Annotated in this window: 15 protein-coding genes; 2 read left to right on the top strand and 13 right to left on the bottom strand. The window is 64.2% G+C overall.

The window, feature by feature from the left end:
• Positions 1 to 9: 9 nt before the first annotated feature.
• Positions 10 to 1632 (bottom strand): ABC transporter substrate-binding protein, encoded by a 1623-nt coding sequence (locus ACYVAG_RS16360; protein WP_460771434.1) that lies wholly within the window; start codon positions 1630 to 1632, stop codon positions 10 to 12.
• Between the two features lie 361 nt (positions 1633 to 1993).
• Complete coding sequence (locus tag ACYVAG_RS16355) at positions 1994 to 2209, bottom strand: hypothetical protein (protein WP_460771432.1); 216 nt, start codon at positions 2207 to 2209, stop codon at positions 1994 to 1996.
• Between the two features lie 475 nt (positions 2210 to 2684).
• On the opposite strand from ACYVAG_RS16355, the gene ACYVAG_RS16350 reads away from it, so the two are divergent.
• On the top strand, positions 2685 to 2972 hold the full coding sequence (locus ACYVAG_RS16350; protein WP_460771430.1) for a C40 family peptidase: 288 nt from the start codon (positions 2685 to 2687) through the stop codon (positions 2970 to 2972).
• A 2-nt stretch (positions 2973 to 2974) separates the two neighbouring features.
• Here the strand turns inward: ACYVAG_RS16350 and ACYVAG_RS16345 are convergent, their stop codons facing one another.
• From ACYVAG_RS16345 to ACYVAG_RS16325, 5 genes are all read right to left on the bottom strand, one after another.
• Positions 2975 to 3151, bottom strand: coding sequence for a DUF6767 domain-containing protein (locus tag ACYVAG_RS16345; RefSeq protein WP_460771428.1), 177 nt, complete (start codon positions 3149 to 3151; stop codon positions 2975 to 2977).
• A 12-nt stretch (positions 3152 to 3163) separates the two neighbouring features.
• Complete coding sequence (locus tag ACYVAG_RS16340; protein WP_460771426.1) at positions 3164 to 3718, bottom strand: GtrA family protein; 555 nt, start codon at positions 3716 to 3718, stop codon at positions 3164 to 3166.
• Between the two features lie 10 nt (positions 3719 to 3728).
• Entirely contained in the window at positions 3729 to 4199 is a 471-nt protein-coding gene (locus ACYVAG_RS16335; RefSeq protein WP_460771424.1) for a hypothetical protein, read from the bottom strand.
• 62 nt (positions 4200 to 4261) lie between these two features.
• A complete protein-coding gene (locus ACYVAG_RS16330; RefSeq protein ID WP_460771422.1) occupies positions 4262 to 5515 on the bottom strand; it encodes an ATP-binding protein in 1254 nt (417 codons plus the stop codon).
• Positions 5516 to 5924: 409 nt separating this feature from the next.
• A protein-coding gene (locus tag ACYVAG_RS16325; RefSeq protein WP_460771421.1) for an IS3 family transposase occupies positions 5925 to 7162 on the bottom strand; the annotation gives its coding sequence in 2 pieces (ribosomal slippage) (positions 5925 to 6877 and positions 6877 to 7162; 1239 coding nt in all).
• Positions 7163 to 7962: 800 nt separating this feature from the next.
• Between ACYVAG_RS16325 and ACYVAG_RS16320 the strand changes: the two genes are divergently transcribed.
• A complete protein-coding gene (locus ACYVAG_RS16320) occupies positions 7963 to 11736 on the top strand; it encodes a hypothetical protein (protein WP_460771419.1) in 3774 nt (1257 codons plus the stop codon).
• Here ACYVAG_RS16320 and ACYVAG_RS16315 read toward each other — a convergent pair.
• The 6 genes from ACYVAG_RS16315 to ACYVAG_RS16290 form a co-directional block, all read right to left on the bottom strand.
• Positions 11724 to 12851 carry a DUF4365 domain-containing protein gene (locus tag ACYVAG_RS16315; RefSeq protein ID WP_460771418.1) on the bottom strand — a complete coding sequence of 376 codons (1128 nt, stop codon included), beginning with the start codon at positions 12849 to 12851 and terminating at the stop codon, positions 11724 to 11726. The two genes, ACYVAG_RS16320 and ACYVAG_RS16315, sit on opposite strands and share 13 nt — an antisense overlap.
• A 123-nt stretch (positions 12852 to 12974) precedes the next feature.
• On the bottom strand, positions 12975 to 13505 hold the full coding sequence (locus ACYVAG_RS16310; RefSeq protein WP_460771416.1) for a hypothetical protein: 531 nt from the start codon (positions 13503 to 13505) through the stop codon (positions 12975 to 12977).
• Positions 13506 to 13514: 9 nt separating this feature from the next.
• Positions 13515 to 13838, bottom strand: coding sequence for a hypothetical protein (locus ACYVAG_RS16305; RefSeq protein ID WP_460771414.1), 324 nt, complete (start codon positions 13836 to 13838; stop codon positions 13515 to 13517).
• Between the two features lies 1 nt (position 13839).
• Positions 13840 to 14826 (bottom strand): caspase family protein, encoded by a 987-nt coding sequence (locus tag ACYVAG_RS16300; RefSeq protein ID WP_460771413.1) that lies wholly within the window; start codon positions 14824 to 14826, stop codon positions 13840 to 13842.
• Positions 14827 to 14834: 8 nt separating this feature from the next.
• Positions 14835 to 15206 (bottom strand): TIR domain-containing protein, encoded by a 372-nt coding sequence (locus ACYVAG_RS16295; protein WP_460771411.1) that lies wholly within the window; start codon positions 15204 to 15206, stop codon positions 14835 to 14837.
• 43 nt (positions 15207 to 15249) lie between these two features.
• Positions 15250 to 15470 (bottom strand): integrase core domain-containing protein (locus tag ACYVAG_RS16290; RefSeq protein ID WP_460771409.1); only part of this gene is annotated, 221 nt, incomplete at its 5' end.

Below are 15470 nucleotides of genomic sequence, written 5' to 3'. Positions count from 1 at the left end.
CCCTCGTTCCTACGACAGCTTCCACTCGGCGAAGTTGTTGTCGTAGATGTAGAGCGGGTTGCCGAACTTCGTCGCGCCCTGGATGCGCTTGCTGACGAACACGTGCTGCTGCACCGAGAACAGCGGGAGCTTCAGCTGCTTGGAGAGTTCGAGCTTCTCCAGGTCCTTGAGGATCGCGCTGCGCTGGGTCTTGTCGGCGGTCTGGCTCAGCTTGGAGTTGAGGGCGTCGAACTCCGGCTGCGGGCCGATGATCTGGCCGAAGGTCGGGGTGTTGGAGTATTCCGCGTACCACTCGTTCAGGCCGAACGCCGACAGGCCCTTGAACGCCACGTCGTATTTCTTCGTCGTGTAGAGCTCCGACGTCGCGTCGCCCTGGAACTTCAGCACCTCCACCTTGAGACCGGCGTCCATGAGCTGCTGGGCGACGGCCGTCATGAAGTTGATCGACGTCTGGTCGGTGTAGTAGTAGCGCAGGCGCAGGGGGCGGTTCGGGTCGACCTTTGCCTCGGCGAACAGGGCCTTGGCCTTCGCCGTGTCGAAGGTGTATTTCGGCGTCGAGGTGTCGTGCTCGGGCATGCTGTCGGGGATGCCGGAGTTCATGGTCTCGCCGGTGCCGGGATAGAGGCTTGTCACCAGCCCGTTCCAGTCGACCGCGTACTTCATGGCCTCGCGGGCCTTCGGGTTGTTCATCGGGTTCGCGGGGTCGGACAGGTTCAGCACGAAATAGCGATAGAACAGGACGTCGACGGGGTTGTCGGCGAACTGCTGGACCGACTTCATCGACTTGATGATCTCGGGGTCGTTGGAGGTGAAATAGTCCACCTTCCCTGCCGCTGCGTCAGCGGCGGGGTCGCTCGACTTGACCACGTTGATCTTCTGGATGACCGGCTTCTTGCCTTCGTAGCTGGCGTTCGGGACCAGCGTGATGAAGTTGCCCTGGCTCAGGGTGCCCACCTTGAACGGGCCGGAGGTCACGGGGTTCTTCCAGAACTCGGCGGTGTCGAGCTTGACGACCTCGGCGCCCTCGAGCGCGTGCTTCGGCAGGATCATGAACTGGGCGAGGACCTGCTTGAGGTCACCCACCGGGTTGGTCAGCCTGATGGTCACGGTGTTGCCCTCGGCCTTCACCCCGCTGAGCGTGGGTGCCTTGCCACCGGCCACGTCGGCCGCGCCCTCGACCTGCTTGAACGCCGAGACATAGACGGGGTTGGCCTTCGCCACCCGGAGCAGCGTCGACATCGACCACGCCACGTCGTCGCCGGTGATGGGCTTGCCGTCCGACCACTTGAGGCCGTCCTTCAGCGTGACGGTGAAGGTCTTCTGGTCGGCGCTGAGCTCCGACTTCGCGGCGAGGTCGTCCTTGACGTCGGTGAGGTTCGCCTCGGCGCGGAACAGACCGCGGAACATCACCGACTGGGCGAGCGTGCCGGAGTTGAACCACGGCGTACCGATCTGCTCGATGCCGACGCCGCCGCCGACGGTGTCGACCGCGGTGATCGTGTCGGAGGCGGCGGCACCGCCGCCGCCGGGCGCGCCGCCGCCCTGGACCTGGGAGTCGGGCTGGGCGCTGCAGCCGGAGAAGGCCAGGGCTGCGCAGGTCGCCGCCGCGGTGATCATGGTCCTGAGTTTCATGGGACTCTCCTCGTGGCGAGCTCGACCTTCCCCGTTGAAAGTTCGATGGTTCGACCGTAGGTCTGCCGGACGACAGCGTCAAGGACCGGCGGGTGACGCGGGTGGGTGTGTCGGGTGACGCGGAAATTTCCGGAGGTGACTTTTTTGCATACGCGTCGGTAGGGGCTGATCCGCGGGCCGGCCGTTGTTAGCGTCGGGGCACCGTTCTGCATGCCCTGTCGTCGCCGCTCCCTCGGCGATCCGTGAACAAGCCGGAACTTCCTCCGTCGCGCCGGGTGCGCGGGCCTCCGCGTACGCCTAGCGTCGTCCTCGACGGCCCACCCCCCACCCCCTGGAGCCGACCATGATCCGCACCCTCACCTCAGCGCGACGCCGGACGATCCTCGCCGCCTCCGCGGCCTTCCTGACCCTCGCCGGGGCCGGCGCGGTCGTCGGCGCCTCCCAGGCCGACGCCGCCGGCAACTGCTCCCCCATCGGCCAGCGGGCCGGCAAGGCCGCGTACGCGTGCGAGGTCTGGGTGCCCTTCGGGGGCGTGCCCGTCTACAACAACGGCCAGGTCGTGGGTCACCTCAGCCACGGCGGCCGCGCCAACTGGTTCATATGCCGCACGCAGGCCGCCGAATCGCGCGACCACGGCTATGTGTCGCGCGACTGGGCCGTGACGATGGCCGACAACAACCAGTGGGGCGTCGTGCCGGCGAACTACGCCAAGGGGGCCGACGATCGCTGGGGCGGGCTTCCGGACTGTTCGACGCTGACCGACAAGGGGGCGGCGCCCGCGCCGGCGCCGTCGGCGAAGCCGGGCCAGCCGTCGAAGCCGGCCAAGCCCGCCAAGCCCGCGCCCAAGCCGGAGCAGCCGGCTGAGCCGGCCGGCGAGGCGTGCGGCTTCCCGCTGACCGGCGCGAGCCCCATCGCCAAGAAGATGGCGATCGAGGCCTGCGCCCAGCGCCACCTCACGTACGCGTGGGGCGGCGGCCCACGTCCCCGGCAAGCCGGGCAAGTCGCGCGGCCAGTGCGACCCCGGCAACGGCGCCCCGAACGACTGGAACGTCGTGGGCTTCGACTGCTCGGGGCTGGTCCGGTGGGCGTACTTCAGGGCGACCGGGGTGGACGGCCTCGACGGCACCGCCCAGATGCAGAAGAACCTCAGCGCGCAGCGCGGCAAGCTCGTCCCCACCAACAACCTGGTGCCGGGCGACATCCTGTTCTTCGGCCACGGCAACGCCCACCACATCGGCATCTATCTCGGCAACGGCAAGATGATCAACGCCCTGCAGTCGGGCTCGCCGATCCAGGTCAGCGCGGTGCAGTCGGACCTCAGCGGGGCCGCGCGCTACTGACGCTACTGAGCGGGGCGCATGCGCTGTTCCCGGCGTACGCGCGCCCACTCGGCCGCAAGCTCGGGGTCGTTCTTCACGAGCCAGACGAGGCCACAGTCCTGCGGGCCGCTCGCGCCGGGGTGGCATAGGCTGCACGCGTCTCCGGGCCTGATGGGGCATCGGGCTTCGGGACGGGACATGACCGCATTCTACTACGTGGCGTCGTACTCAGGTGAGCGCGAGCTGCGTCCGCGTACGCGGTCGACCAGGCGCCGGAACACGTTCTCCTCGGGGAAGACCCAGAAGTTCATGAGGACGTAGAGGTAGACGCCCTCGATGCAGGCCGCGACGATGCGGGCGACCTGGTAGTGGACGCCGATGTGGTCGAGGAACGACGAGAACGCGAGGATCCAGATCACGTAGTTGCTGATGACCGCGACGGCCTGCTTGGCGGACTGCTTCGCGACGTGGCCGTGGACCTGGAAGTTGAGCCAACGGTTGAGGATGAAGTTCAGCACGCTGGCGCCGGCATAGCCGAGGGTGACGGCGAGCGGATAGTTGATGTGGAGCCAGCCCTTGAAGATGCTCAGCAGGACCAGGTCGAACAGGAACGTGGTCAGGCCGAGGATGCAGAAGCCGACGCCGGTGACCGGGATCCAGTTGAGGAAGCGCGGCAGGCGGCGATGGATCCACGAGGTCATGCTCGCGAACCCACGGGCAGCCCTGCCCTCGCTCTTGCCGTTCACGGCCTGACTGGTCTCTGACACCCGGCCAACCTTACTGGGCGAGAGGCGAGTGACCAGTGGTTTGGTCACGCGATCCGGGACGAGTCAGGGTGGGGGTCCACGTAGGGCCGGTCCCGCGCGGGATCCCCGCTCCGGCGAACGCCGGTCCCGCAAGGAACCAGACCCCGGTGATGAGCGGGAGGAGCAACATTGTGTCCCAGTAGGGATGGGTGGCCGCGTCGTCGATGCTTGTGGGTACGCGCCATCCCGCGAGGGCGATCATGATCAGAAGACAGACCGCGCCGATCGCGGCGGCGAGGAGTACGCGTAGCCAATCCTGCCAGATCTCTCGGACCTCAGCGGTCGATCCCTTGGGCGCCTTCAGCGGTTTCGGGCCATGGGCGAAGCGGTGGTGGAACCGCGCGTCTGTCCTGTCGATGATGTGGCGGCCGAAGGCGACGGTGATGCCGAGATACAGGGCGGCGAATGCGTGGGGGCGGGTGGGTTCGGCGCCGCGGATCACAAGTGTGCTAGTTGAGTTCAGAACTGAAAGCTTGTCGAAATCGACTCCCGAAATTCAGGCCGTCACGGCCCGAGAGCCGTGATCGGGACGACACAGACCCCGTCCGGACGCCGGTAGCTGTAGCGTCCGCCCGTCAGCACGATGAGCGTGGCTGGCTTGCCGTGGCGGTCATGGTCGACCTTGCCTGCCATTCGCAGCAGCGAATCTGCAGCCGCATCTGCCGCTGTTTCACCCAACTTGACTTCGACTGCCGCCCACCTGCCATCTGGGAGTTCGAGCACTGCGTCTATTTCGAGTCCGGTCTGGGAGTCACGCCACGATGCCAGCGTGGCACCCAATGGCTGCCCGTAGACGCGCAGGTCACGCATGACGAGTGACTCGAAGTGGAGGCCGGCGGCGTTGAGATCTCGCCGCAAGTCATTGCTCCCGACCCCTAACGCGGCTGTCCCCAACGACGGATCGACGAAGTGGTGGACGGCAGCCGTGCGCAGCCGCGTTCGCGATCGCATGTGGGGGCGCCAAGCCGGGATCGGTTCAATGAGCATGAGCCGGTCGAGGGCGTCAAGGTAGTTGGTGAGGGTCTCGGAGGCAATGCGCCCCCGTGCCCCGCCCACGTCCTGAGCCAGGGACGTGAGATTGAGCGGCGTCGCCGCCGCGCGTCCGAGAGCGGTCAGAAGCCGTTCGACGTTGCCAGGGTTTCGTCGGGAACCGAGTCCGGGAACATCCACCTCGGCGAGAGTGCGCAGATAGTCGCGCAGCCACAGGGACGCCTCGCGCTCGTCCGCTTCGAGCAAGTCGGGCCATCCGCCGATGGTGATGCGCTCGAGTAGTCCGTCGATGGTCAGACTGGAGCTGGCGCCGGCGGGTTCGTCGCCGTCCAGTAGGCGCCGCAGGCTGACCTCGCCTGTGGAGTGTCCGGTTTCGAACAAGGTCATCGGTCGCATGCGCAACCGGCCGATCCGTCCCGCTCCAGAATGGACACGCGCGTCATCGCGTGGACGCGCCGAGCCTGTGAGGACGTAGAGACCCTTCCCATCGTGGTCATCGACTGCGCGACGCACGAAGTTCCACAGTTCCGGGGTTTCCTGCCACTCGTCGAACACGATCGGCGTCGGCGAGGTGAACAGCTGCTCGGGAGCCACCTCCAGCGCTGCGCGCGCCGCTCGGTCGACATCTATGCGGAACACCGTGCGAGCAACTTCCTCCGCGGTGCGTGTCTTTCCCACCGCCTTGGGCCCGTCGATGAGGACTGCCCCCAAGGCTGCCATCCGTTGGGCCAGTTCGTCATCGACAACCCGAGATCGATAATCCGTCATGGCTCTACTCGATACTCCGTCATCGCTCTATTCTATAATGCGTCATGTTTGAAATCGATATTGCGTGTGCACGAGCCGGTTCCTGCCGTCTCAGCCACGATACCGAGCACGCGCCACGACCCGACGGTTCGGGCTCGTGCAGAAGCCGATCTCGCCGAAGGTGCCGATGATCAGGCACTGACGTGCCACACGGTCACCTCCCCCTGAGGAGAGCGGCCAGTTCGCCGACGTTGAGCCGGGGCTCCAGGCCCAGGGATTGTCTGTCGTGGGTGTTCGGTGCGCATGTCGAACGGGTGGGGAGCACCATCCGAGGTGGCCGACGCATACCGGCACGGTTGCCCGCACACCGGAGGACAGCAGCCACAGAGAGGCGCAGGGCAATCAAACTGAATCGGCCTGGCTTTCGTTCCTATTGGGAGCCTTGTCCGGCAGGGGCCGGCTGGGCTGATTCGAGGTCAGCGTAGTACGCCTGCTCGACCTCGGCGGGGGTGCGCATGTCGAGCTCGCCGTGGAGGCGCTGGTTGTTCCACCACCACACCCACTCGAGGGTCGCGAGTTCGACCTGTTCGACGGTGCGCCAGGGTCCGCGTTGGCGGATGAGCTCGGTCTTGTAGAGGTTGTTGACTGCTTCGGCCATCGCGCAGTCGAAGCTGTCGCCGACCGTTCCGGTCGAGGGAACGGCGCCGAGCTCGACGATCCGGTCGGTGTAGACCATCGCCATGTAGTTCGATCCGTGGTCCGAGTGGTGCGTCAGCCCGGTGAGGTCATCGCCGGCGTCCCACGCCGCCATATCGAGCGCCTGCATCGGCAAGATCTCCGCCTTCAAAGTCGCCGCCACGTTCCAGCCGACGATGCGCCGGGAGTAGACGTCGGTGACGAACGCGACGTATGCGAAACCGGACCAGGTGGCGACATAGGTCACGTCGCAGACCCAGAGCCGGCGGGGACCGTCGGCGGTGAATCGGCGGTTGACGAGATCGGTCGGCCGCTGCAGGGCGGGATCAGACTTCGTCGTGAACACTCGCTTGGACTTGCGCACCCTGCGAACACCGGCGAGCCGCATCAGCCGTTCGGTCTGGTCCCGACCGATCTCCCACCCTTGCCGTCGCATCAGCGCGTGCATCTTCCGGCGCCCATAGACGCCGTAGTTCTCCGCATGCAGCCGAGCGACCTCGGGCACCAGCAGATCATCCTGGAGCCGTCTCGCGGACGGAGTCCGATTCACCGCGGCACGGTAGCCGCGTGAGGTGAGGAACCCTCTCACTGCCGGTCGGAGGACCTGGCAGATGAGCTCGACCCCGAAACGATCCCGGTGTTCGTTGATGAACCGGATCATCTCGTCGAGGGGTGGTCGAGCTCCTTCGCGAAAAAGATGCTCGCAGCCTTGAGGATCTCGTTCGCCTTCCGCAACTCCGAGACCTCCTTCTGCAGCCGCTTGATCTCCGCCGCGGCCTCAGTCGTGACGCCGGGCTTCACCCCGGCGTCGACCTCGTAGCGACGCTGCCACAACCGCAGCGTCTCCGGACTCATCCCTAGCAGCCCGGCGACATGCCGGACGGCGCTCATCATCGTCGGGTGCGACGGCCGCGTCTCCGCGAGCATCCTGAGCGCCCGCTCACGCATCTCCGGGGAATACTTCCTGTTCATCGTGTTCCATCCTTACTTGAAGAACGGAACGAAAGTCAGGCCGATTCAAACATGGGTTTGTGATGACCGGATCAAATCTCACCAACATAAAAAGTCCCGGAAACCCTTGAGTTTCCGGGACCTCTCGGTCGGGCTGACAGGATTTGAACCTGCGACCCCTTGACCCCCAGGCGTCCAGTCGGCGTCAGTCAGGCCGGATTCCGCGTGATTCCGGGCCTCAGATCATGCAGAACACGTCACGGGATGCATGGTTTGCATGATTCTGGTCCCCTTTTGGTCCCCCTCGCCAACGAGGCAGAAGAACTCTCCTGAGGCACCCCACACGCCGGATTCTCCTGACGAGCGCGTCGCGCGGCCAGCGGCTACTTGATCCGGTCAAGGGGGCAGCACTCTCCCGCGCTTCTCCGGGCCGCAGACGCCTGCGATGTCGGTCACCCTCGCTATCGTCGTTCTATGGGTCGAGCGCAACCCGCGCTCGATCGACCGGAGTAGACCTTCGCGAGGGAAGCACCATGGGTTCGTCTGGCAGGGGTCGAAAGAGGCCACGTAGACGAGGCCCGACCGCGCCACGAGATGCCAACGCTCCGACGCCGCCACACCCTGCGGACAGCGACGCCCGCGAAGAGCTGTGGGGGAAGCTGAGACACGGCTCGCGCAACGTCGCAGGCGTCACTTGGCAACTTGCTGTCTCGGTGCACGTGCTTGTGATGTCTCGTGCAGGCGTCCTGCCGTTCACCACGCTAGTTCCCGAAGGCTTCGAGGACCTCGACTGTCGCACAGCTACAGGCGACGAGACTCTGGTGCAGGTGAAGGAGGTCAGCGGTGGAGCAGGACAGCTAGAGACTTCCAGAATCCGCGACGCGATCCTGCACGCTATGAATGCGACGACCGGCCCGATCGTTATCGTCACCGATGGCAGCCTCGGTTCGGGCCTGCAGTTCACCGGATGGGACGAACCACTTGCCGCACAGCCTGAGCGGTGCATCGCCCTAGTTGACGCTCTTGTCGCCCAGGGCCTGACCCGAACAGACGCAACCACTGCACTGGGACGTGTCCACCTCGTGTCGTTGCCGTGGAACCTACGCGAACAGACCGAAGCGCTCCTCAACGATAGACAGGGTGTTCATCCATCCGTTGCGTCATTCACTGTTGGCGCGCTGTACGAAGCCTTCGGGATTGCGAGTGCAGACCAACGTCATCTAGGCCTCGATCAGGCTCGAACGCTAACGCTCGGCGACGTTGACACCGCGCTGCATGTGGTCCAGTCAGCAGTCGACGTGACCGGCTTGGACGCTGCGGTGTCCGCAGGCGTGTGCCGCCCCGCGGATTACTCGACCACAAGGTCGACATCCGCCAGCCGGTTCTATCTGGGCGTGGACGGGGCGCCTATCTACATCGCACAGGGCCTGGATGTGATTAGGGCCGACGAGATGGATCAGATCACACAGGCGGCTCAAGAAGGCGAGTACACCGTCATCGTCGGCCCGTCCGGTTCGGGCAAATCGGTGCTGCTCTGGCGCGCAAGCCGCGACGTGATCCTAGGCGCTCGCGTCGTTCGTGTCGCCCGCGTGGCTACGGGCGAGGACGCCCGGCTGCTGGTCCGACACGTCGAGTTGCTTCGTGCTACTGCGACCTCTCCGGTTGTCGTCGCAGCGGACAACCTCGGCCGACCTTCCACGAGCGCGTGGCCGGATGCTGTTGCCGCCCTGCGCGAGGTTCCCCATGTCTTCGTCATCGGTGCGGCACGCGAAGAGGACTTCAGCCCCCGTCTATTGAACGGCAGCACCCGTGTCATCAGGCCATTGCTCGACCGCCTCACCGCTGAGCTGATTGCCGAGCGTGTCGAGCGCGCGGAGCTTACGACGAAGATGGCCACCACAGAAGCTCTCGCGCGCAGTGACGGTCTGCTCATGGAGTTCCTCTCCTTGCTGCGCGAAGGCAAGCACCTGGAACAGGTCCTCGCCTCACAAGCCGCCGAGCTGGCGACTCCTGGACGAGAGATTCAGCGAGAGGCCGCTCGCCTCGTTCTCGCAGCTCACGCAGTTGGATTGTCGTTGACTGCCCGAATGCTCGGAGAGGCGCTTGCCGCCGTCGCTGGAAGCAACAGCGCGGTAGGCGACGCCCTGGCGACACTGAAAAACGAACATGTCGTTCTCGACCACGGTGACATCTGGACAGGACTCCACGAACTTCGTTCGCAGACCCTGACCGCTCTGCTTCACGACGCCCCACCCCCTGCGCTCGGCGACACCCTAAGCGTTATAGCTCGGCTGCTCCCCGCCGACGAAGCGGGCTGGTTGCTGCGTCGCTCCGCCGAACGCTTCCCGGAGACCGTCGTCGCTGTTGCCGGCGCCGTTGCAGGTCATCTCCACGCGCCGGGTACCGCCTCCTCGGGGGTGGCCGAACTCCTCGAAGGAGCCGAGCGGGCGGACAACGTCGCGTACGCCACCACCTGTCTTCCGATCATTCGACGCCTCGCCCCTCCTGGGGTCTCGCCGACGCTGATAGCTCCATTCGTCTATGGAATTCGCAACCAGGACACGGCCCTCGACCCGATCGGCTCGCCAACGTTCGATCGCGCAGCTACGCAGATGACCCGGATCGCGCGAGCGCTGCCGCCGCGTAGTTCGCCAGTGTTGGAAGCCATTACCACGCAGCTCGATTCTGCCCTCGTCGTGCGCCTGCTCATTACAGGGACTCTCGTCGAGGCCGTCCGTCTCTTGGAGGCCCTGGCCGGAACCGTGCCGCTCAGCGCATCGGAGGCTGGCGCGGTATTCCAGGAGTTTGACGAGCCGACCAACGCCACGCAAGCCGACGCTTGGGCGCGTCTGATCGATGCGCTGAGCCCATTCGTCTCCGCCGAGAACCGAGAAGCTACCTTCGGAACGGTGGAGAACCGTGCCCTGGCGATCGCGCGAGCCGAGCCTTCGGCCGTCGCGTTAACCATGCAGATGGAGGTTAATCCGTCCGTGACGGTCATGCATGGTCTTGATGTTCAGGCGCAGTCGCCCGGCATGACCTGGGACGCCCCATCCTCAAGCAGCAGCGATGCCCTCAACGACTTCGTCGTCACGTTGGCGCGGCAGTTGGCGTTCGCGTGCCCAGAAGCAAGTCACGTCGAGGTCATCACAATCACACCGTCAGGACGGCGTTACAGGGCCGGAGGGTTTGAGCCTGGCTTCAAACACATGGCACGTGAGGTCTTCAAAGAGCGCGCTGGAGTCCGACGTAATGTCGGCTTCCAGGGAGCCGTCCGGATGCTGTCGGCGGCACCCACATGGACAGCCCTGCTCCTCGAACAGTCGCAGATTGCCCAGGCACTCGTCGATCTTGCAAGCGAGGGCGCCTTCCGCCTACGGGCCAACGACCCGTCTCACCAGGCACAAGCTTGGGCCGAGCGTGTGCAAGCTGCAAGCGAGCGAGCCGGCGAACTAGCCTCCAAACCGAAGGACGGATCGAAGGAAAGAGCCACCTCCCACGCCAGCGAGGACGATGCTCAACGACAGAACGACCCGGTGTCGCAAGCGCTCGGGGCCGCCGCGCAGGCGCTGAGCAATCTCGGGACGAACGATAATCGCGTCGCGGTGGCGATGTCGCTTCGAGATGCGGCCGCCAAGGTCGAACACGCGCGATCGCTGACACCGACATACTTCGGCCTCGATCAACCGGTCCCCGATGCACTCGGCAGTGAACTCGAACGGCTGGCGCGGGCCGCGATCAGCGCCGCAAACGACCCCGACGCCTGGCGCTCAGTCCGATTCGGCGATCACACCACAGTCGATGCGATCACGGCATCCTCGGCAATCGCAGCCCAGCAGCAACAACGCGCGGTGTTGTCCGTGATCGAAGCCGCCGTTCCCGACGCCGTTCTGCGCACGGTGTCGGATCCCACACCCTTCCCCAGCAGCATCGATCAGACCGGATGGTTGGTGACAGCGGGGCTACAGGACTGGGATGAAACAGTTGATGCCTTGGCCAACATCGACGCTGAGGCGCGTCACGCTCTCGACTGCAACGTATGGGCACTCGCGGTCGACGGCGTTCGCCCACTTCCGCTAGCGGTAATCATGGCGCATCACGGTGAGCACCCCGTTCTTCCACTAGCGGGTGAATCTCTCGAACAGCACCTCACGGCTGCCGGACTCAGACTGGCGCAGGCGGCAGACACCGCCACCGAGAAGGTCCGTGAGCTAACCGCGTCGGTAGCCCGCGCGTCATGGGCGTTGGCCCTGCATCGACGACGGCCAGCCGAATGGCCGGCCACGGTACTAGCGCCAACTGCCGACGAGCTCGCCCAAATGGCAATCGCGACCCAGACCGCGGTCGCACAACTGCCAGATTCCGTGGGGCCGGTCCTCGGGGCCGCCCTGAGCACGTTGGTCGCGCAAGTCGAATCGGAACTGCAAGAGCCCACGGCTCTGACACTCGCTGGGGAACTGCTCGACGTAGCCGATCAAGGACCCACCGCGGCAGCCATCAAGGCGGGTCTTTGGCAAGCCCTGACTGACCTTTCTCTAGCTCCTGCTGTTCATCTTGGCTCTGCCGACGCCGGAACCCTCGATCAGTCCATATAGTTTGCGTTATCCCAGTCGAGGTCCGGCGCGAACTCAAGGTAAACAAGGGTGGCGGTGAGTACGAGAAAGCTCAGCGCTTCAAGCCCAAGCTGGTGCCACATTCCGCTCCAACCGTTCGCCATCGACCCACGAGCCGTGCTGCGCCATAGTCCGCCCGTGCCGCTGAGGTCACGGCCACGGAAAAACAGCACAACGGATTCCTCGTTTGTAGCAGCCGCGCCGATAAGTTCGGACACGGCCGCTGCTTCGTCGGCGGAGAAGGTGGTCCGGTCTCTGGCTCCGTCGAGAATGACGCAAACATCGCCGAAGACTTGTTCGGGTGCAGGCTCGTCACGCACCTCGCCCAGATACCGATAGCCATACTCCGCAAAGGCAGGAGACTGCCATAGCAGCGTTTGCGCGATAACGCCGTGAAGGACCGTCAGCTCACCGACCTGGTGCCGTGACGCCTCGCGGAAATCGTGGACTTGCAGGAGACGGGTCACCATCTCTATCCAACGCTCCTTCGAGGGGTACGCGAGGACCGATCTGAGCGGGTCCATGCGGTGTCCAAGCGGGCGCCCACGGAATGCCGGCCCGTCGATACGCATGCTGCGATGGTTCACCAGCGATGCGATGCGCTCGGAGTTCATGACCGATGCAGTTGGTACATGGGCGGTGACCTCGCCGCTGCGATCGCGCATGGAAGCGTAGAACGTTGGGCCCCACTCTCGCTCAACTAGCTCACGGACATCGACGCCAACGAATGCATCGACCGACTCCACGTACACGATCAAGTAGACCGGTTCCGGTGCGGCGAACCAGAATCTGAGATGCTCGACCCCCACCTTCACTGTGACGCGCTTGGCTGCATGGAACTCATCTGCGGACATCGTCGCTGCGTGGACGCCCTTGAGCTGAAACCACACCCGGCCGGCGAGCGCACGCCAGTACGGCCGTTCTCCACCCTGCCTCGTGGGCTTCTCTTCACGCGCGAACAGATGCAGCCCTGTATCGATACCGGCGCGGTCCCGCCGGTACTCGACCACGACTCCGCTCTCGCTGAGCAACGTCTCGAACCTTGGCATGTATCGGTTCTCGAGTTCGTCGTGCTCTCCCATCCCCACCATGCTCATGCACCTGCCAACGATGTCCACTGCCTAACGACGTCACCACAAGCCACCGGGCACAGCAGTGCACGGCCGCTCGCTAGAGGCATGAGTGGTCGAGAACTGGCGGATTCTGGTGATCTGCGTGGCTCACGACGGAAGCGCGTTTCCCAATGACTCAATCATCTGCCGAGCCAGATCAGCAGACTCCTGAGTGACCGCCTTGCTGACGCCTGGCGAGACGGGCGCCAACAGCCCCTTGAGCATAGTGACGCCTCGCTTCACGATGCCTCTGTCAGGTTCCGTCTTCACCACCTCACGCAAGATCGTCTCGCTGGTGGCCAACGCTTCCGTGTCGTCGTCGGGGTCGAGGGTGAGTGAGGGGAGGCTCGCCAAGAGCCGAGTCACAAGGTCGGCCAGTTCCTCATACCCTGGGGCGACTTGCTCGGTTGTCTCCCGCGACTGAGTGACATCATGGTTGTTCCATGCGACCTGCGCATGGTCTCCGGTAATCGTAACTACCGGGCCGTTGTAGTTGTTGACCGTCGTCGCAGGCGGCAGATGAACTCCAGTGGAGTCGGCCTGAAGTGGAACGCGAACGGGGTTCTTGGCGAATTCACGTTCGATCTCCCGGGTCATCTGCCGGATGCCCTGTTTGTTGATTTTAAAGCCACTGGCCATTGGCGCTCCCTACTCCGCTGTATCGGGCTGCTCGTCGCAGTCGGTGGTAGCTTCACCTAGCGTTCTTGCGATGATCGGAAGATAGCGGCGAACCTGTTCGCGATCGCTCTCGCGTTCGTCGTCGGATAGTTGGTTGTACGGCGTGTTCATCTGCGTCGACCATCGTCGCGCTTGGTTCGCCGGAATGATCAGAGAGCCATCCGGTCCAGGTGTGCACTGATCATGGAGGTAGCGCTGCCAGTGAGACCACCGTTCGTGCTCGATGGCCGCCAACTCCTCCAAGAGCTCATCGCTCTCTAGCGCGGCCCTTAGCCCTTTGGGCTGGTCCTCCATCTCAGATCAACCCCTGCTTGACGAGCTTCCAGTAGTGCTGTCCGAGGACGGTCAGTTCGCAAGCCTTGCTCTGCATGGCTGCGTGCCACATATGTGGTGCGCCTACGGGGCGAACGAGATTGACCTTGACGTAATTCTGCAAAATCTTGAAAGTCGCCGTATTCACCGGGTCCGGCCCCGGCACGCTCGTGTCCTCAACCCCGCTCCGCTCTGGTTCGTAACTGGGATCTAGAAGAAGTTGATGATCCGCTGTCGGGAAGTAGGTTGTGATGGCTTGCAGATCGGCGAGATCGATCGGCGGGTCAGTCTCGCGAAGCGATACGAAGGTCTTGACGTTGGTCTTGAACACCGGTCGCTGCGCCCAAGGCCCGAGAGACTGATCAATGTGGGCATACGCGCTACCAGGCGTGATATCTCCCATGAGGTTGGCCGCGGCACCACTTAGTGCGTCGACAAGCAAGCTCGTGAAGACGCCCGACCCCCCGCCGGGTGTTTCGAGGGCGTACTGGGACGCCGTTGAGGCCGTGAGGATCGTAACGCCATCAGAAATCTCTGCTACCCCGGAAACGAGGGCATTGTCTCCAGCAGCCCCGCTGTGACAGCTGTCGAGAATGATGACCTTGTTCTTCGCCTTTGAGGTGTTCGCAAGCTTCATCACGTCCGCAAGTGTGAGGCCGTCATCACCTGTCGTGCAGTCACTAGCACAGAGATATCCGCCGGTGTCTTCGATATGGCCGTGGCCGGCGAAGTAGAACAACGCAATGTCTGCGTCATCCGCAAAGAGGTCACGAACAGCCTCCTTCAACGCAGATCGACCGACCGGTTGGGCGGGTGCGGTTCCCAACAGCACGTTTGGTGTAGGGAAGTTGATCGTGCCGTCTGCATTGCGTTCCAGGACAGCCTTCATCGCGTAAGCGTCATTCACGCATCCGCTCAGACTGCCGATAGACTCGTAGTGATCGATTCCGACGATCAACGCTTTGCGCATTTCAGGCTCTATAAGGAGTCGATGAATCCGCTGATGTTTGCATCACTCCACGCATAGGTGGGAACGCCAGAGATGCTTGTCCGGTCGGTCGAATAGGCCCAGATACCCCGGATCGACTTGCCTTCCTCCCTGGCGCATTGGATTTCCCACTTCTGGCCGCTTGACGTGAGCGAGTTCTTGCTGACCAGCACGATCACGCCGTGGGACCGCTTGATGCGGGTGCGAACCCGTTCTTTCCAGTCGCGGTCGTAGGGTTCTTTCACGGACATATCGATGAACTCGAACGGGGCGCGCGGGTGCAACGACTGCCCCTTGAGCAAGTCGCGCTGGTGCTCGTCTTCGATCGCGAACGCTACGAAAACGACCTTCTTGTCGGCCATGTCAACTCCTCTGTGAGTCGCCCCGGGTTTCGTGGAGGGCGGGTTATGCCGTGCTGGCGGTTGCCGGGGCACGGTTGAGTGCAGCGTAGTAGGTGGTTTCGTGCTCGGCGGGCGGGGTGTCGTTGCAGTGGCCGTGAAGGCGTCGGTGGTTGTACCAGTCGACCCAGGACAAGGTCGCGGCCTCGACGGCCTCGATCCCGCTCCAAGGGCCCTCTCGCCAGACGAGCTCCTTCTTGTAGAGCCGGTTCACCGCTTCGGCGGCGG

The sequence above is a fragment of the Mariniluteicoccus flavus genome (assembly GCF_054776655.1).
This window is presented reverse-complemented; position numbering and strand designations above follow the sequence as displayed.